A 17,228-nucleotide genomic window follows, 5' to 3' on the forward strand; every position below is an offset into this window, starting at 1 on the left:
GCTCAGAGCGACAGGCGCGCGCCGAGGCTGCCGAAGAACGTCCCCCGCTTCGGATCGAAGTCGCTCTGCGCCGGGAACCCGGCGATCGGATCCTGTCCCTGCATCCACCCCGCCTCGGCCACGATGGAGCCGACCAGCAGCGTGAACGACCCGTTCAGGAAGGCGGACCAGCGGTCGTTGTCCACCGCGACGTCGTTCAGCCGGTAGATGGTGGTCGGCGTGAACGCGAGTGGCGGCGGCCCCTGGAAGGCGATGTTGCCGTCCGTTTCGAAACGGTCGTACCCCACACCCCCCGTAAGGCCGAGCCCCAGGACACGCTTGCTGATCGCGGCGCGCGCGCTGACGTTCGTCAGTCCGAACTCGATCTCGCCGAAGTCGTCGTTGGGGCCGCCTGTGCACACGCGCCCGTTCGGCTCGCCCGGAAACGGCGCTTCCTCCCCCTCGCAGACGTCGCCGAACTGCAGGTCGCCCATCTTGCGGTACATCACGGACACCGAGACGCCCGGCGTGATGAACGACTCGCGCAGGAGCCCCACCCGCGCCCCCGCGCCCCAGGAGAACGGGTTCTTTTCGAGCCCTTCCACCCCCGCCAGCGACACGGGGAGGATGGTGGCGCTCCCGAGCAGGTCGATGGAACCGAAGCCGCCCACCATCGGCGCCAGGCTGACGCCGGGGAAGACGCCGATCGACACGTTGCCGCCCACGGCCGGCGCCGGAAAGGTGAACTCGTCCAGCCCCACCTCGTCGCTCGTCGAGTTCTCCTCGCGGATGTCGGGGAGGTGCGCCAGCACCACGTTCAGCCGCAGCCCCGCGCTCACGCGGGGAAGAAGCCCCAGCCGCACGCCGCCGGTGCTGGCCGTGCCCAGCGTCGGGTTGCCGCCCGCCATCAGGATGCCGAGCTGCGGCTGAGCCGCATCCACCGCCTGCGCCACCGCGGCGCAGCGGCTCCGCAGAGTCGCGTTGCCGCTGAACTGCTCGCCGCAGACCGTGTCGATGTCGTTCTGAGCCGCCAACGGCGCGGCGAAAGCAACCGCCAGGGCGGCCGCGAGGGTGCGCTTCATCGTACCTCCATCACTCCAGTATCACGTTGCGTTCGCCGGGGACGATCTCCCCCGCGATCCAGGCCGCCTCGCCCGCCTCGTTCAATGCGCCGGCCACCTCGTCGGCATCCTCCGCCGCGACGACGGCCACCATCCCCACGCCCATGTTGAAAGCGCGGAACATCTCCATGCGCTCCACCCCGCCCTCGCGCTGCAGCACGCGGAACGCCGCCGGCACCTCCCACGACGCCGTGCGGATGCGCGCGGCCGTTGCCTCGGGCAGGATGCGCGGCACGTTGTCCGTCAGCCCGCCGCCCGTGATGTGCGCCAGCCCGCGCAGGACTCCGCGCTCCAGCAGAGGCGTCAGCGGCCGCAGGTAGGAGCGGTGCACGCGCAGCAGCACGTCGGCCACGCTGCCTTCTTCATCCGGAAACGCATCGTCCGGCGCCAACCCCATGCGGTCGAACAGGATACGCCTCGCCAGCGAATAGCCGTTGGTGTGCAGCCCGTTGGACGCGAGCGCCACGATCACGTCGCCAGCACGGATCGCGCGGCCGTCGAGCACGCGGTCCTCCTCCACCACGCCCACGATGGTGCCCGCCAGGTCGTACTCGCCGGGCGAGTACATGTCCGGCATCTCCGCCGTCTCGCCGCCGAGCAGCGCGCACCCGTTCTCGCGGCACCCGCGCGCCACGCCGGACACGAGCTCCTCCACCACGCCCGGCTCCAACCGTCCGACGCCGACGTAGTCGAGGAAGAAGAGCGGCCGCGCCCCCTGCACCAGGATGTCGTTGACGCAGTGGTTGACGAGGTCCTCGCCCACCGTGCCGTGGCGGCCCGTGGTGAAGGCGACCTTGAGCTTCGTGCCCACGCCATCGGTGCTGGCCACCAGCACCGGCCGCCGCACGTCCGCCGGCACGCGAAAGAGGCCGCCGAAGGAGCCGAGCTCCGAGAGCGTGTCCGGCGTGGCGGTGGAGCGCACGAGCGCCGCCACCCCCTTCATGGCGTGCGCCGCCGCGTCGATGTCGCCGCCGGCGGCGCGGTACGACAGCCCCGGGGCGGTGTCAGACACCCGCGGGCACCGGAAGGTCGAACACCGTCATGTCGCGGAAGGCCCGCGCGCGCTCCTCGATCTCCTCCATCGTGAGGTCCTTGAAGCGCTCCACGGAGAACTTCTCCACCGCGAACGAGCCCAGCACCGAGCCATAGATCACCGCGCGGCGCAGGTCCGAGTCGTCGAGCGTGGTGCCGCAGCGCGCCAGGTGACCCATGAAGCCGCCCGCGAAGGCGTCGCCGGCCCCGGTGGGGTCGAACACCTCCTCCAGCGGGTAGCCCGGCGCGAAGAATACGCCGTTCGGGGTGAAGAGGATCGCCCCGTGCTCACCCTTTTTGATGATCAGGTAGCGCGGCCCGCGGTCCATGATCCAGCGGGCGGCGCGCGCCAGGTTGAAGTCGCCGGAGAGCTGCCGCGCCTCCCCGTCGTTCACCAGGAGCAGGTCGACGCGCTTGAGGAGGTCCAGCAGGCGGTCGCGCTTGATGTCGATCCACAGGTTCATGGTGTCGCACGCCACGAAGCGCGGACGCCGCACCTGGTCCAGCACGTTGATCTGCAGCTCGGGGTCGATGTTCCCCAGGAAGACCAGCTCCGTGTCGCGGAACCCTTCGGGGATCTTGGGCGCGAAGTCGGCGAACACCCCCAGCCGCGTCTCCAGCGTCTCGCGCGAGCTCAGGTCGAAGCTGTACACGCCGCTCCAGCGGAAGCTCTCGCCCTGCGCGCGCTCCACACCGGCGAGGTCCACCCCGCGCTCCTCCAGGAAGCGGAGCGCGTCCACCGGGTAGTCGTCGCCGACGACCCCCACCAGCTGCACGGGGGAAAAGAGCGACGACGCGGCCGAGAAGAAAGTGGCCGAGCCGCCCAGCGCGTCTTCCGCGCGGCCGAAGGGCGTCTCCACGGTGTCCAGTGCGACGCTTCCTACGACGAGAAGGGACATGGGCTCAGGGGTCCGGTTAGGTTTCGTTGGAGCGGCGCGCCTGCGCGGCCGCTTCGGTTCTCTTGTCTACGGGCGTGGCGCGATGGGCGCGCACGGGCGCCGGGCGCGGCGCTCCGCACCCGGCCCGGCGCCGCGCGGGCTTCGCCTACTCGCTCTTGGGCGCGGGCTTGGACTCGGCCGCCGGCTTCGACTCGCCGCCGCCCTTGGATTCGCCCTTGGACTCCCCGCCCGACGACGAGCCGCCCTTGTCCGCGTCCGCCGCCTTCTTGTAGCTCTCGCCGCGGTAGTCGGTGATGTAGAAGCCGCTCCCCTTGAAGAGGAGCCCCGCCCCGCCGGAAAGCCGCCGCTGGGAGGCCGTTCCGCACTCGGGGCAGTCGGCCACCGGCTCTTCGGACATCTTCTGGAACTTCTCGAAGTCGTTGCCGCACTGCGGGCAGCGATACTCGTACGTTGGCATATGCCGCTATCGACCTGCTCGGATGGACGGACCCCGTTGCGGAGCCCCGGCAAAACGCGCGTAAGGTAAACCGTCGCCCCCCGCCCGGCAACCGAAGCCGGCTCCAATGAAGCGTTTCACCCCACGCGATCGCCCTCCGCCTCATCCACCATCAGCCGCCGCAGCCACGCTACGAACCGCTGAGCCGCCGGCGCGTGGGCGTTCAGCGCACGCTGGCCGATCGCCTGCCCCATCGGCGAGCCGGGCGACTTCTGCCATGCGAGCCACGTGTGCATGTGCGCCTTGGAGCGGCGGCCAGCAGGAAATAGCCGATCTTGCTCTGGGAATCCACCGCTTCGCCGGCCCGCACCCACAACGGATCGCCTGCAGGAACCAGCATTGCGGCGAAGTCTTCCAGCGCCCCCGGAGACGCATTATCGGGCATGATCCAGGCGCCGAACAGCGGGCGGTGGCGAACCCTGGGGACGATCACCCCGTTTGGGTTCAGCCGCTCCGGGATCTCACGATACCCTTCTTCGTCAAGAGTGCGCCGGATCGAGTCCCATCGAGCCTGCGCGTTTCCGTTCGCGTCTACTATGACGCCGAAGCGGTCCGCTCCAGGCGCCCTCAATCGCGTAAAGAACGTGTCGAGGATCTCGTCGATCCCATTCTTCGCCTGAACGTTGAACTTAGGAAGCTCATGCGCCGCGCAGAGACTCTGAGTTACGGCGCTATCGTCTTTGCCTTCGACCCACAGCAGTCCAGCCGTGCGGGTCACGCCGGAACCGGGCGACATCAGCGGACTTCAACCTGCTGATCGGCGGCGACAGCCACCTCCTCCTCGGTATAGCGCTCGGCGTAGATCTCCCCGTCAGCCTCTCGCTCCAGGCGGTAGAGCAGACCCCGGGCGCTGCTCTGATTCGCCGCAGCCTGGAATCCAACCACCGCGTCCCAACTGTGTGTGGTGGCAAACACCTGCACCCTAAGACGTTCCGCGAGGGTGAAGATCGCGCTCCAGACATCAGCCTGTACCGCGTGGTGGAGACCGTTCTCCACTTCGTCAATCAACAGCACCCCGCCTTGAGCAGCGACAAGCGCGAGTGCGATTCCGAACACCCGGTTTGTACCGTCTCCCATGTTCGTGATTGGAACGGGGCGAGCCACGCCACGCATCTGCATCAGGATTCGTCTCGCCTTTCCTCTCCCGAGCAGGTAGCAGCGCTCAAGGTCGGGCACAATGACACGAACCGCATCTTCCACGAGGCTGGCGTGACCTGACTCAGCAGTGCGCTCCCAAAGCGCAGCGAGTGTCTCAATCCGAAGTCCCTGCGCGGGTATGAACTCGGCGCGAGAGCGTGCTTGAGGATGCCGCAGGATAGCCCCTCGAAGGAACATGCCCAGCGAGTAATCCTTCTTCTGCACGCCCTGTCTCAGCTGTACAAGCGGCGTGGAAGGCTCCGCAACAATTTCGTCTGACGGCACAAAATCCCCGTCCCCGCTCCTGTTGAGAGTCCACGGCAGGGTGAGCTCTAGTTGGTGGCTTGCCGCGTCTGTAGGCCCCAGGCGAATCGACCCAGTCGAACCTGAGTACGTTCCATGAAAGAGTGAAGTGACCGCGTCGAACGCCATCGTGGCCTCGGCTACAACCGGAGCTATATCGTCAACGATGGCGGGAGTGGACAACCTGAGCCCGGATCGCTCACGAATGATTTCCGACAACGACGTGAGCGAGATCGAGTTCGCGTATAGACGCAAGCCTTCGAGCAATGACGTCTTGCCTGCGTTGTTGAAACCAACGAAGAGGTTCACCCGCTCCAACTGAGGCAGCCGCAGGTGGCGGATAGCGCGATACCCTTCGATCTCAAAGCTGCGAAGCGGGAGGTTGTTCTCCATTGACGGCGCGCCTCACGCCGGCCGGTGCACGCCCCACTCGGCGCGCAGCGCGTCGCTGATCTCGCCGAGGGTGACCATGGCTTTGACGGCGTCGATGATGTGGGGCATCAGGTTGTCGGTGCCGCGGGCGGCGGCGCGGATCGCTTCCAGGCGCGCGCGGACCTCGCCGGCGTCGCGCCCAGACTTGAGCTCGGCGAGCTGCTTCTGCTGGCCGCGCTCCAGGGCGGTGAAGTCGGGCTGGGCCAGGTCCACCGGATCACCCTCGGCGGCCTGGAAGCGGTTGACGCCCACGATCACGCGGTCGCCGCGCTCGACGGCGATCTGGTGGTCGTAGGCGGCGCGGTGAATCTCCTCCTGCATGTAGTCGATCGCCGCCGCGGCGCCGCCCATCTCCTCGATCTTGTCCAGGTACTCGCGCGCCTTGGCCTCCACGGCGTCGGTCATCGACTCCACGAAGTACGAGCCGGCCAGCGGGTCCACCGTGTCCGCGGCGCCGCTCTCGAAGGCGAGCACCTGCTGCGTTCGGAGCGCCAGCGTGGCAGCTTGGGCGGTCGGGAGGGAGAGCGCCTCGTCGTAGCCGTTGGTGTGCAGCGACTGCGTGCCGCCGAGGAGGGCCGCGAGCGCCTGCACCGTCACGCGCACCACGTTGTTGAGCGGCTGCTGCGCCTGCAGCGTGACGCCGCCCGTCTGGGTGTGGAAGCGGAGCTTGGCGGCCTCATCCGACGCGCCGAAGCGCTCGCGCATCAGCCGCGCCCAGAGGCGGCGGGCCGCGCGGAACTTGGCGACTTCCTCGAACAGGTCATTGTGCGAGGCGAAGAAGAAGGAGAGGCGCGGCGCGAACTTGTTGACGTCCAGCCCGGCCGCCTGCGCGCGGCGCACGTATTCCAGCCCGTCCGCGAAGGTGAAGGCGATCTCCTGCGCGGCGGTCGAGCCGGCTTCGCGGATGTGGTAGCCGCTGATGGAGATGGTGTTCCACCTGGGCACCTCCGCGTTGCAGAACGCAAAGATGTCGGTGATCAGGCGCAGCGACGGCTCCACCGGAAAGACGTAGGTGCCGCGCGCGATGTACTCCTTGAGGATGTCGTTCTGGATCGTCCCCGAGATCTTGTTTCGCGGGATGCCGCGCTCGTCCGCCACCGCGATGTAGAAGGCCAGGAGGATGGACGCCGTCGCGTTGATGGTCATCGAGGCCGACACGCGGTCCAGCGGGATGTCCGCCAGCAGCTTGCGCATGTCGGCGAGCGAGTCGATCGCCACGCCCACGCGGCCGACTTCGCCGGCAGCCATCGAGTGGTCGGAGTCGTACCCCATCTGCGTGGGGAGGTCGAAGGCGGTGGAGAGCCCCGTCTGCCCCGCGGCCAACAGGAGCTTGAAGCGCTCGTTGGTCTCCTCGGCCGTGCCGAAGCCGGCGTACTGGCGCATCGTCCAGAAGCGCCCGCGGTACATGGTCGGCTGGATGCCGCGGGTGAACGGGAACTCGCCCGGATAGCCGAGGTCGCGGTCGTAGTCGAGCCCGGCGGTGTCCTCGGGAGTGTAGAGGCGGTCCACCTCCACGCCGCTGGTCGACTCGAAGCGCTCGCGGCGCTCGGCGTGCTTCGCGAGCACGGGCGTGACGGCGCGCTCCGTCCACGACGCCTTGCCGCCGTCCGGAGTGCCCGAATCCTCGCCCAGGTTGGTGACCGCCAGTGTATCGCTCATCTCGGGAGCCGCGTAGGTCTCGATCGCCGCGGGCACCGCGCCCGCCTCTGGATCTGCACGGGCAAAGATAACGCCCACAGGCGGATTTGCTACCCGTGCACGTCGTCGCCGCTACAGGCCTTCCAGGAGGCCGAAGAGGAACTCCAGGATGCTGCCGATCACCTCGAACACCGCACCCGCCGCATCCGCACCCGCCTCGATCAGCGAGACGGCGCCCTCAAAGACTCCTCCCGCCGCATCGGGGATCGCGTCGAACGCGTTGCCCAGCTCCAACCCGCTCCCGATGTCCGCGCCGTCGAGGTCGATGTAAGGGATGTCCCACACGCCCACGCCGTGCGACTGCTGACTCACCGCCGGGAGCTGCGAGCTCCAGATGGCGCGGAGCTGGTCGTTGTCGAACCAGGCGCCTCGGCAGCTGCGGCAGACGTCGAGGCGCAGGCCGGTGCTGGTCTCGCGCTCCATCGGACGGTCGCACACGGGGCAGTCGATCACGTTCTTGTGACCGCACCCGTCGCACACGGCGGCGGCGCGCTGGATGCGGGCCTCGCAACCACGGCACGCCATGCGCTGGTGGCCGCGCAGGAGCGGAACATGGGTCCGCAGCTTCCGCGGGGTGCCCAGGCGCTGCAGCTCGTCCGCCTCGCCGTGATCGAACCACACGCCGCCGCAGCGCGGGCAGTGGTCGATCTCGAGCGGGGAGTCGTCGGCGATGCGCTTCGTGGCCAGGCGCACGCCCAGGCAGACGGGGCACTCCAGCCGAAGGGGGCGCTCAGGCATCGAGGACGTCCCTGGCGGACTCCTTTCCGCCCAGGTAGCGCACGTCGTAGAAGCTGTAGACGAGCACGCCGTCGCCGGTGATCTGCACCTCAGCCTGGTTGCGCAGCGCCATCGCGTCCAGCCACTCCTTGGCCTCCTCCGGCGAGGTGCCGAGCTCGATGGCGACTTCGACGGCCGCCAGCCTGCCGCCGTGCTCCCGCGCCAGCCGCAGGATCTCCGCCTCGGTGCCCTGCCGCCGAAGCTGCTCCTTCCGCGTGGTGAGGCGCGCACGCTCCGCGTAGTGCCCGCGCGCCAGCAGCAGTGCGCCCGCCGCGGGAAGCCCCACCGTCAGCAGCAGCGCGCCGAGGGTCGCGGGCGCCGCGAGTGCGGCGTTGGAGTTGAGGAACCCGAAGAACATGATGATCGCCAGCACTCCGAGAGCGATCGCCGCGCCGATTCTGGACATCGTGGGATGAGGGTCCCGGTGAGTGGAACGTTGCACCGAAGAGACTACGGGTGAGGCGGGCCCTGGTTCCAGCGCCCTAAGTTAACGCCGGTTGATGGGAATGGATTCTGCCGCCGCGATCCCGGACCACACATCTTACCCCAAGGAGGAGAATGGCGGAGTATCCCACGCCGCAGGACGTGCTCGACCGGGTCGTGGAGCGGCTCCGCAGGGAGGAGCCGGCGCTGCAGGCCCTGCTGCTCGGCGGAAGCTTCGCGCGTGGCGAGGGCGACGAGTACAGCGACATCGACCTGACGGGACGGACCGCGGGCGAGCCTCGGGTTGAATATCGCACGTGGTTCTATCCCACGTCAGCGGGCCGAATGGTCCACGTGTCGATCGAGGTGGAATTGCTCGCGCCGCCGGTACCGCAAGCGCCGGCTTCCTGGTCGCTCGGGTTCCCCGTTCTCGAGCCGCAGAGGTACGTCTGGAGCACGCCGGCCGCGGTCAAGGTGCTGGGGGCTGATCCCAGCCTCCACTTTCCGGGAGGCCCACCGGAGTTCGGGGATTTCGTCGAGCTCCACATGAAGATCAGGCGCGCGGCCGAGCGGCGGGACCATCCCCAGCTTCGATGGGCCGCCCGGCTGCTGGCGGAGTACGCGCCGCCGCTCCTGCGGCCCTTCAACGACGAGGTCGTGGTGCGGACGCCGCTCGAAGCGTTCGCGGCCGCGTTGAGCCTCGCGAACGCGCCGGAACACTACCGGGAGGACTTCGAGACGTGCGCCGGGTTCGCCCCCGCGACGGACGCAGAGATCGCCGCCGCGGCCGCCCGGCTGGCGCGGGAGATGGTGACGTACTTACGCGAACGCGCTCCTGAAACCGCCCCCGAGCCGCACAGCCTCGAAGAAGCCCTCCGCAACGGCGCACTTGAGCGCTACATGGGCTTCTGACACTACGCCTCGAAGAAGCTCTTCAGCCGCTCGGCGTCCCTCAGGGCTGCAAGCCGGGGTTGGCCCTCACCCCCGCTCGTTCCTCGCTGCCCCCTCTCCCGATAACAGGAGAGGGCTGCGCCCTCGCCGTTATCGAGAGAGGGGGCGTGAACCGCGCAAATGCTCGTAGGGGCGCGATTTATCGCGCCCGTGCCCGCCGCCGCACCGCCTCCTGCCCACGATACCGATGCCGGTAGGGGCAGACCTGCGTGTCTGCCCTCCCCCGCCCCGCGCCGCCCCCGCAACGTACACCCAACCCCGTAGGGGCTGCCCCACGTGGCTGCCCGTGCCCGCCCCCGCTCCGCCCCAGGCCATGCGCACCTACGCCCGCCAAAAGCCCCTCCCCCGCGGTTTGGGGGAGGGGCCGCGAGGAACGAGCGGGGGAGGGGGCCTTCGCCCCCCCTCACGGACTCCCGATCGGCGTCCCAGGCGGCAGCGGCAGGGGCTGCGTGGGCTCGGTGGGCGGCGCGGCGCGCTCCAGGAAGCGGCGGATCTCGCGGGCGGCGTGCTCGTCGTGGGCACGCTGCGCCACGTCGCCGGCGCGGCGGGCGCGGAGACGGTCGGCCAGGCGCGAAAGGTGAAGCTCCGCCGTTGCGCGCGCCTGCGGCACCGCCATCCGGTCGGCGGCGAGGGCGATCAGGCGGTCGAGCACCGCGCGCTGGGCCACGCGGCGCAGGGCGGCATCGCGCGGGTTCGATGACGCGGGCGCACCCCAGGTGCCATCCACCAGACGCCCGATCACCTCGTCCAGTGAGGGGGCCGCGGGGTTGCGGGCGTGGAAGGAGACCAGCCGCGCCGCCCGCTCCCGGTGCAGCACGCCGTTGGCGATGCTCGCGGAGAGTCCCTCAGCCGCCGCCAGCGGATCGAACGCGCCGCCGCCCGGTGACGCGAACGACTGTGCGTTCCCCGAGTAGCCGAACGGCGGCGGCGGGATCAGCGCCGCGACGCGCTCGGGGATCGCCAGCTCCTCCGGCTGCATCGCGCGGACGAGGAGATCGAGGGCGCGCCGCTGCTCCGCGGGGTCGTGGATGGTGGCCGGCACCTGCGCGTCGCCGGCCAGCGCAAAGGTGTACTCCAGCCCGCCGATCGACTTGATGGCGGCCTCCAGCGCGTAGCGGTGATGCAGGTATACGGGCGCCAGCCGCTGGCTCAGAAGGTACATCGGCTCGCCGGGGCGGATGGCGGCGGTGTTGAAGCGGTCCAGGAGGAAACGCCGCACCTCCATCGTCCGCCGCAGCTCCGCGATGCGGTCCGGGCCGTTGGCCCAGCGCGTGACGCCGGGCATCATCCCCGCCTCGTCCGCGTCGCGGTCGCCCATGAAGCGCAGGCCGCGGCGCATCCCCTCGGCCATGATGTCGCGCAGCCCGCGCGCCTCGTCCTCGGGCGTGGCGAAGGGGGTGTAGGCGTAGCGGATGGCGAGCGTGTCGTACGCGCCCGGCCCGGCGCGGTAGGCGCGCGACAGGTCGATGCGGCCGTTGCGCAGTTCGATCAGCGGCCCCGGGTAGTCCATCACCGACGCGCGGCCGTAGGTGGAGGCCGTGAAGTTGTGCGCTAACCCCAGCGTGTGCCCGATCTCGTGCGCCACGTGCTGCCTTCGCCGCGCCAGCGCGAACGCCTCTCCATCGTCTCCGCCCAGGCTCGCCACCCAGTCGCCCACCGGCTCCACCACCGTCGGCAGGGTGCCGGCGAAGATGTTGTAGTCGGTCAGCGAGCGGTACGAGTCCATGCGCACGGCGGCCTTGATGATCTCGCCGGTGCGCGGGTCGGTGAAGGAGGGGCCGATGGAAAATCCCGGATCGGTGCGGTGCACCCACTGCACCACCGAGTAGCGCGCGTCCATCGGGTCGGCGCCCTCGGGAAGGTCCATCACCTGGAAAGCGTTGATGAACCCCGCCGCCTCGAACACCCGGTTCCACCAGCTCGCGCCCTCGCGAAAGGCCGTGCGGTACGGCTCGGGGATGCCGGGATCGAGGTAGTACACGATCGGCCGCACCGCCTCGGACCTCGCGGCGGAGGGATCCTTTTTCTCCAGCCTCCATCGCGTGATCCACCGCTGCTGAAAGGCGCGGTCGAGCGGCTGGCTGAAGTCGAAGAAGGTGAGCGGGAAGAAGCCGATGCGCGGGTCAAACGCGCGCGGGCGGTAGCCGGGCGGCGGGAGCTCGACGAAAGAGTGGTGCTGCCGCAGCGACAGCGAGCGCCCGTCCGGTGTGTGGCGGACGATCTCGGGCCCCGGGTTGTCGCTGGCCCAGGTGAGGAGCGACTCGATCTCGGTGTTCGTGGGGAACGACTTCGTGCGCGGCAGATAGATGGTGCTCCGCTCGCGGTCCATCCTGAACTCCCCCTGCCCCGCTCTCCGGATCTGCCCCGCGACGCCGAACGCGTCCTGGAGGAAGAAGTCGGTCGCGTCGATCAGGATGCGCCCGCCCTCTTCGGCCACCACCGGGAACGCGCCGCGCACCGAAGTGGGGAACGACTCCGCCACCGCTCGTTGCTCCGCCGCGCTCCCACTGACCGCGCGGAAACCGGTGTTCTGCTCCACCAGGAGGAGCTTCGGCCCGTGCCTCTCGAAGCGCACCACCACGCCGTCGCCGATCGTCCCGCGGTCCAGCCCCAGCGCGTTGGAGCCGATGCCGGTCGCGAGCGAGTTGAGGTAGAGGAAGTCCTCCCCCACGCGCCGCACCTCCAGCATCAGCTTCCCCGTCTTCGCGTCCGTGTACAGGGGGAAGTAGCCGTCCTGGCGCGCCATCCCCGCCACACGCTGCGCGAAGGAGCTCTGGGCGGGCGCGCTGGGTGCGGGCCCGGTGGCCGGCCTTGCGGCGGGAGACGAGCACGCCGCGAGGGCGCACGCCGCGGCGACAAAGATGGATTTGTTCATGCGAACCAGGCGGAGGAGAAGGCGGACGGAGTACGCGGGCAAGATAATGCGCGGATCACCCGGCAGCATCATCCCGCCGGGTGGCCGCGCCATAGGCCACCGCCGCCACGGCGAGCCCCGCCATTCCGCCCACCGCCGCGTACCCCAGCGCCACCACGGGGCCGGCGTGCAGGCGGCGCGCACCGTTCAGCATCGCGGTGAGCGCGGCGAACGCCACCATCGCGCCGGCCACACGCAGCGCCGCTTTCCGCTCGCCCGGAGCATACCGCCGCGCCTCGGCGGGGTGGCTTCGCACCCACGCGCGCACCCAGAACGCGATCACTACCGCGCCCACCAGCGTGGAAACGTGCTGCAGCACGTGATATACGGGCACGCCCGCCACCATCTCGCGCAGCAGCGGCGAATCGACGGCCAGGTCCGCGCTTCCGTGCGTGACGGAGTCCCACAGCACGTGCGTCACCGCACCCGCCAGCACCGCCACGGCCGACGCGAGCCATCCATGGCGCGGCGCGGGCGAGCGCAGTCCCCCGGGGAGGTGCCGCATGGCCGTGGGGCGCACCAGCGCGCGGAACACGGCGCACGCCACCAGGCCGACCGGAAGGCAGAACAGGAAGAGGCCGAGCGGCGTGTGCCCGAAGCGGCCGTACACCCGCAATCTCAGGATGTATTCGAAGTCCGGCGCCATCGTACCCAGCACCAGCGCGTCCAGCGGCAGCCGCGGCGCCACACGCCTCACCAGCCACGCGGCCGCGGGATGCGAAACGGTCAGCGGCAACGGTCCCCCAGTTCCGGATAGTAACAACTGGTCTCACGCGGAGGCGCGGAGACACGGAGAGAACTTCGCGTGCTCTCTCAGCGGCTCCGCGCCGCCGCGTGAGACTGCTGTTAGGATCTATTCGAGGACGATCAGCGTGGCGCCTTTGTCCACCGTCTGCCGCTCCTGCACCGCGATCTTGGCGACGACACCGTCCGCGGGCGCCTTGAGCTCGTTCTCCATCTTCATCGCTTCCACGATGATGACGCCCTGCCCCGCCTTGACCGCCTGCCCCACCTCCACCTCGATCTTGACCACCATGCCGGGCATCGGCGCCACGATCTCCTTGCTCGCCTCGTCCTCGGTCGCGCCGGTCATCTCGCGGATGGCGCGGGTGCGCTCGTCCACGGCGTCGGCGGCGAAGCGTCGGCCGCCCATCGTGATCTGCCAGCGCCCCTTGCGGTCGCCGGCGTGCGCGGTGAGGGTGTGCGAGCGCCCGCCCGCGATCAGGCTGCGCACGGGGGTGCCGGGGAGGTGCGCGAGCTGCGCGTGCACGGGAGTACCGTCCACCATGGGCGTCGCGCCGGTGAGGTCCACCTCCAGCGTGCGGTCGCCGATCGTCACGAAGTAGCGCATGTCAGCTCGGGTCAGCGTTGGACCGCAGCTCCGCCACGCTCTCCACGTGCGCGGTCTGCGGAAAAAGGTCGAAGGAGCGGATCCTCACCAGCGTGTACGCGGACGACAGCCTCTTCAGGTCGCGCGCCAGCGTCGCCGGGTTGCACGAGACGTAGAGGATGCGCTCCGCACGCGCCGCCACGAGCGCATCCGCCACCTCCGCCGCGATGCCGGCGCGGGGCGGGTTCAGGATGACGAGATCGGCGGGGAGGTGCTGGCGGATCAGCTCCTCGACAGGCCCCTCCACGAACTCGGCGCCGGGCGGGGCGGCCGCGATCGCCGCCTCCACCGCCTGTGGGTCCAGTTCGATGCCGACTACATGGGCGCCGTCCCGTGCGAAGCGGCGGGCGTGGAGGCCCACGCCGCAGTACGCATCCACCACGCGCAGCCCCGCGACGTCGCCCGCGCGCTCCAGGACGTGCGCCTCCAGCAGCGCGGCGGCCTCGCGGTTCACCTGCAGGAAGGCGGTGCCGCTCAGCTCCACCGTCTCGTCGCCCCACGTCTCCGGCAGCCCCGGCGAGCCCGCGATCAGCTCCGGCGACGCCTCGCGCGGCCGGTGCCAGACGGCGACCAGGCCGGGGACGCGCTCCATCAGCTCGTCGGGCCGGCCGGGGGTGAAGCCGCCCTCCACCAGCAGCGACACCTCACCGCTCGCCGTCGCGCGCAGCGTGAGCCGCAGCCGCTCGCCGGAGGGAAGGAGTCGCGCGTCGGGGCCCCAGTTGGCGCGGATGGCGTCCCACACACGGGCGATCGGCTCCTCGGGGAGGAGGCACGAGCCCTCGATGTCCACCACCTCGTCCGGCTCGCCCAGGCCGTGGAAGCCGGCCTCCACCCGCCCGTTCTCCCGCCGCCGCAGGGCGAAGGAGACGCGATTGCGGTAGCGGAACTCGCGCGGCGAGGGCACCACCTCGGGCGGCTCCGTCGGCACCCCGCCGATGCGCGTGAGGGCGTCCGCGACGATGCGGGCCTTGGCGCGGAGCTGCGCATCGTACGGCATGTGCTCCAGCGTGCACCCGCCGCAGCGCGCGTAGTGCGGGCACGGCGCATCCCGCCGCTCGGGCGACGGTTCCAGCACGCGCAGAAGGCGGCCGCGCGCCCAACGGTCGCGCTTCTCGGTCAGCGCGACCTCGGCCAGGTCGCCGGGGGCGGTGCGGTGCACGAAGACGACGCGCCCGTCCGGGAGCCGCCCCACCCCTTCCCCGCCCCCCGCGATGGAGTCGATGCGCACCCGCACCGGCCGCGGCGGCTCGCGGCGCGCGACCGGCCGCCTCGCCCGCGGACCCTTCAACCCCGTCTCCAGCCCGCGCGGCTCTTCCACGCACTCCCGCCGCCCGTGGAGGTGGACCCCTGTGGGCGCGGAACCGAGCGCTGATTGCGGCGCTCCTCCTCCAGCAGCGCGGCGGCGAGAGCGGCGGCGCGGATCAGCTCCTCGTCCGTGCTCTCGCCCAGCAGCTCGGCCTCGTGCTTCTCCAGGTACTTGATGTCGAGACGGCCGGCGCGGAAGTCCGCCTCGTCCATCACGCGCAGGTGGAAGGGGACGCTGGTGTCCACGCCCTCCAGCCGCAACTCCAGCAGCGCCCGCTTCATCCGGTCGATCGCCTCGATGCGGGTGGGCGCGTGGACGATCAGCTTGGCGAGCATGGGATCGTAGAAGAGCCCCACCTCCACCCCCGTCGCGATGCCGCCGTCCCAGCGCACGCCCGGCCCGGAGGGGAGCGTCAGGTTCCCGATGCGGCCCGTCGATGGCAGGAAGTTGTTGGCGGGGTCCTCGGAGGTGATGCGGCACTCGATGGCGTGCCCGTTCCAGGTGATGTCGTCCTGGGTGAAGGGGAGCGCCTCGCCCGCCGCCACGCGGATCTGCCACTGCACCAGGTCCACCCCCGTCACCAGCTCGGTTACGGGGTGCTCCACCTGGATGCGCGTGTTCATCTCAAGGAAGTAGAACTCGCCGTTCTGGTAGAGGCACTCCACCGTGCCGGCGCCCTCGTAGCTCACCGCGCGCGCCGCCGCGACGGCCATCTCCCCCATCGCGCGGCGCTCGTCCGGCGTGAGGACGGCGCTGGGGGCTTCCTCGATCAGCTTCTGGTGGCGGCGCTGGATGGAGCACTCGCGCTCGCCCAGGTGCAGCGTGTTGCCGTGGCGGTCGGCCAGGAGCTGGATCTCGATGTGGCGCGGCCCCTCCAGGTACTTCTCCACGTACACGGAGCGGTCGCCGAACGCGGACTGCGCCTCGTTGCCGGCGGCCTCGAAGGCGCGCTCGATCTCGTCCTCGCTGGCCACGATGCGCATCCCCTTCCCGCCTCCACCCGCCGCCGCCTTGAGGAGCACCGGATAGCCGATCTCCCCCGCCACCGTGCGCGCCTCCGCCGCGTCGCGCAGCGCCTCTTTGGTGCCGGGCACGACGGGGACGCCGGCGTCGATCATCCGCGAACGCGCCGCCGTCTTGTCGCCCATCGCGGTGACCGCCTCGGGCGAGGGGCCGATGAAGACGAGCCCCGCGTCGCGCACCGCCTGGATGAACGGGGCGCGCTCGCTGAGGAAGCCGTAGCCGGGGTGGATCGCCTCGGCGCCGCACGCCTTCGCCACCTCGATCAGCACGTCCGCGCGCAGGTAGCTCTGCGCGGAGGGCGGCGGGCCGATCAGGTACGCCTCGTCGGCGGCGAGCACGTGGGGGGCCAGGCGGTCTGCCTCGGAGTAGACCGCCACGGCCTCGATGCCCAGCTCGTGCGCGGCGCGGATCACGCGCAGTGCGATCTCACCGCGGTTGGCTACCAGGATCTTCTTGAACACGCGTTCCGGAGGTGCTCGGTTCGGCCCCGCGCGCGCGGGGCGTTTCGTGGTGCGCGACAGCGCGGCAAGGTACAGCGCCCGCACTGGTTCCGCGAGCCGCCCCTTCCCCCCGGCCCCCTCCCCCGCCCGCGGGGGCGCAGGGCGGGCGAGGGGGAGAACTCCGCTCGCCGCGCCAAACCCGTGGGGGCGCGATTGATCGCGCCCGTCCGTCGCACCGGCGCGACCAGTCAGCGGTAGAGGACCAGCGTTCCCGCGATCTTGTCGTGCAGCGCCTGTTTGCGCGAGGAGAGTCCCGCCATCACGTACCCGATCCCCAGCGTCCAGCCGGACACGAACTCGGCGAGGCAGCGCCCCGTCGCGTGGTCGAAGGTGATGCGCCGCCCCTGCAGGTCGGTGACCTGGATCCCCACCGCGCGCTTGCCGATCGTCGCCTGCCATGGGGACGCGTGGAACGCGGACCGGTAGGCCAGGTGCACGAACACGGTCAGGGCGAGCGACGCCAGGTTCACCCAGAGATCCGCCGCCGGGTCGCCCGTTCTTTCCTCGATGAGAAGGCTTCGGAGGTATTTGAGCGGGATTAGGAGGACCATGGAGTCGATCAGGATGGCGGCGAAGCGAATCCAGAACCCGGCGAACCGCGTCACCGTCGCCGTCCTCGCCAGCGGCGCCTGGTAGCCCGGCGGCCGCGGCAAGCTGGAGAGCGCGAGCCCCGGAAGGCCGCGGATCTCGATCCACTGCGGCGCGCCCGGATACCAGGCCCAGTCGCCCGGCGAGAACCGCCCCTCCCCCACCAGGTCCCTCACCTGGTCCATCGTGTATGGGCCGCTGCGGTCGCCGCCGCGGCCGAGATAGATCTCGTGAGGAGTGGCCTGAGTGTCCATGGATG

The 17,228-nt window shown here is 70.4% G+C and carries 16 protein-coding genes; 1 reads left to right on the top strand and 15 read right to left on the bottom strand.

Going from position 1 to position 17,228, the window contains the following annotated elements; all coding sequences use genetic code 11:
- Positions 1 to 2 precede the first annotated feature (2 nt).
- From VF647_17510 to VF647_17550, 9 genes are all read right to left on the bottom strand, one after another.
- Complete coding sequence (locus VF647_17510) at positions 3 to 1,061, bottom strand: hypothetical protein (protein ID HEX8453886.1); 1,059 nt, start codon at positions 1,059 to 1,061, stop codon at positions 3 to 5.
- Positions 1,062 to 1,071: 10 nt separating this feature from the next.
- Positions 1,072 to 2,112, bottom strand: coding sequence for a phosphoribosylformylglycinamidine cyclo-ligase (purM, locus tag VF647_17515; GenBank protein ID HEX8453887.1), 1,041 nt, complete (start codon positions 2,110 to 2,112; stop codon positions 1,072 to 1,074).
- A complete protein-coding gene (locus VF647_17520; protein ID HEX8453888.1) occupies positions 2,105 to 3,031 on the bottom strand; it encodes a PfkB family carbohydrate kinase in 927 nt (308 codons plus the stop codon). The genes purM and VF647_17520 overlap by 8 nt, the downstream gene beginning before the upstream one ends.
- A 145-nt stretch (positions 3,032 to 3,176) precedes the next feature.
- Positions 3,177 to 3,488 carry a zinc ribbon domain-containing protein gene (locus VF647_17525; GenBank protein ID HEX8453889.1) on the bottom strand — a complete coding sequence of 104 codons (312 nt, stop codon included), beginning with the start codon at positions 3,486 to 3,488 and terminating at the stop codon, positions 3,177 to 3,179.
- Between the two features lie 202 nt (positions 3,489 to 3,690).
- Entirely contained in the window at positions 3,691 to 4,245 is a 555-nt protein-coding gene (locus VF647_17530) for a DUF3226 domain-containing protein (protein HEX8453890.1), read from the bottom strand.
- Positions 4,246 to 4,262: 17 nt separating this feature from the next.
- A complete protein-coding gene (locus VF647_17535; protein ID HEX8453891.1) occupies positions 4,263 to 5,360 on the bottom strand; it encodes an ATP-binding protein in 1,098 nt (365 codons plus the stop codon).
- Positions 5,361 to 5,372: 12 nt separating this feature from the next.
- Complete coding sequence (locus tag VF647_17540; GenBank protein HEX8453892.1) at positions 5,373 to 7,058, bottom strand: methylmalonyl-CoA mutase family protein; 1,686 nt, start codon at positions 7,056 to 7,058, stop codon at positions 5,373 to 5,375.
- Between the two features lie 111 nt (positions 7,059 to 7,169).
- The gene (locus tag VF647_17545) at positions 7,170 to 7,835 is read right to left on the bottom strand and encodes a zf-TFIIB domain-containing protein (GenBank protein ID HEX8453893.1); all 666 of its coding nucleotides are present in this window, start codon (positions 7,833 to 7,835) and stop codon (positions 7,170 to 7,172) included.
- The gene (locus tag VF647_17550) at positions 7,828 to 8,280 is read right to left on the bottom strand and encodes a hypothetical protein (GenBank protein HEX8453894.1); all 453 of its coding nucleotides are present in this window, start codon (positions 8,278 to 8,280) and stop codon (positions 7,828 to 7,830) included. The genes VF647_17545 and VF647_17550 overlap by 8 nt, the downstream gene beginning before the upstream one ends.
- 152 nt (positions 8,281 to 8,432) lie before the next feature.
- Here VF647_17550 and VF647_17555 point away from each other — a divergent pair, with 152 nt between their 5' ends.
- Positions 8,433 to 9,209 (top strand): nucleotidyltransferase domain-containing protein, encoded by a 777-nt coding sequence (locus VF647_17555; protein ID HEX8453895.1) that lies wholly within the window; start codon positions 8,433 to 8,435, stop codon positions 9,207 to 9,209.
- A gap of 442 nt (positions 9,210 to 9,651) precedes the next feature.
- Here the strand turns inward: VF647_17555 and VF647_17560 are convergent, their stop codons facing one another.
- From VF647_17560 to VF647_17585, 6 genes are all read right to left on the bottom strand, one after another.
- A complete protein-coding gene (locus tag VF647_17560; protein HEX8453896.1) occupies positions 9,652 to 12,123 on the bottom strand; it encodes a zinc-dependent metalloprotease in 2,472 nt (823 codons plus the stop codon).
- A 55-nt stretch (positions 12,124 to 12,178) separates the two neighbouring features.
- A complete protein-coding gene (locus VF647_17565; protein HEX8453897.1) occupies positions 12,179 to 12,898 on the bottom strand; it encodes a DUF4184 family protein in 720 nt (239 codons plus the stop codon).
- A gap of 117 nt (positions 12,899 to 13,015) precedes the next feature.
- A complete protein-coding gene (locus tag VF647_17570; protein ID HEX8453898.1) occupies positions 13,016 to 13,513 on the bottom strand; it encodes an acetyl-CoA carboxylase biotin carboxyl carrier protein subunit in 498 nt (165 codons plus the stop codon).
- A gap of 1 nt (position 13,514) precedes the next feature.
- The gene (locus tag VF647_17575; GenBank protein ID HEX8453899.1) at positions 13,515 to 14,870 is read right to left on the bottom strand and encodes a class I SAM-dependent RNA methyltransferase; all 1,356 of its coding nucleotides are present in this window, start codon (positions 14,868 to 14,870) and stop codon (positions 13,515 to 13,517) included.
- Complete coding sequence (gene accC / locus VF647_17580) at positions 14,837 to 16,342, bottom strand: acetyl-CoA carboxylase biotin carboxylase subunit (GenBank protein HEX8453900.1); 1,506 nt, start codon at positions 16,340 to 16,342, stop codon at positions 14,837 to 14,839. The genes VF647_17575 and accC overlap by 34 nt, the downstream gene beginning before the upstream one ends.
- Positions 16,343 to 16,569: 227 nt before the next feature.
- Entirely contained in the window at positions 16,570 to 17,223 is a 654-nt protein-coding gene (locus VF647_17585) for an RDD family protein (protein HEX8453901.1), read from the bottom strand.
- Between the last annotated feature and the right edge of the window lie 5 nt (positions 17,224 to 17,228).

Source organism: Longimicrobium sp., assembly GCA_036387335.1.
GTDB lineage: Bacteria > Gemmatimonadota > Gemmatimonadetes > Longimicrobiales > Longimicrobiaceae > Longimicrobium.

Excerpts from the sequence above, each read along its gene's own strand:
- VF647_17540 (HEX8453892.1), bottom strand. The coding sequence starts at position 7,058 with ATGAGCGATACACTGGCGGTCACCAACCTGGGCGAGGATTCGGGCACT.
- VF647_17520 (HEX8453888.1), bottom strand. The coding sequence starts at position 3,031 with ATGTCCCTTCTCGTCGTAGGAAGCGTCGCACTGGACACCGTGGAGACG.
- VF647_17510 (HEX8453886.1), bottom strand. The coding sequence starts at position 1,061 with ATGAAGCGCACCCTCGCGGCCGCCCTGGCGGTTGCTTTCGCCGCGCCG.
- VF647_17570 (HEX8453898.1), bottom strand. The coding sequence starts at position 13,513 with ATGCGCTACTTCGTGACGATCGGCGACCGCACGCTGGAGGTGGACCTC.
- VF647_17585 (HEX8453901.1), bottom strand. The coding sequence starts at position 17,223 with ATGGACACTCAGGCCACTCCTCACGAGATCTATCTCGGCCGCGGCGGC.
- VF647_17560 (HEX8453896.1), bottom strand. The coding sequence starts at position 12,123 with ATGAACAAATCCATCTTTGTCGCCGCGGCGTGCGCCCTCGCGGCGTGC.
- VF647_17525 (HEX8453889.1), bottom strand. The coding sequence starts at position 3,488 with ATGCCAACGTACGAGTATCGCTGCCCGCAGTGCGGCAACGACTTCGAG.
- VF647_17555 (HEX8453895.1), top strand. The coding sequence starts at position 8,433 with ATGGCGGAGTATCCCACGCCGCAGGACGTGCTCGACCGGGTCGTGGAG.
- VF647_17535 (HEX8453891.1), bottom strand. The coding sequence starts at position 5,360 with ATGGAGAACAACCTCCCGCTTCGCAGCTTTGAGATCGAAGGGTATCGC.
- VF647_17550 (HEX8453894.1), bottom strand. The coding sequence starts at position 8,280 with ATGTCCAGAATCGGCGCGGCGATCGCTCTCGGAGTGCTGGCGATCATC.
- VF647_17545 (HEX8453893.1), bottom strand. The coding sequence starts at position 7,835 with ATGCCTGAGCGCCCCCTTCGGCTGGAGTGCCCCGTCTGCCTGGGCGTG.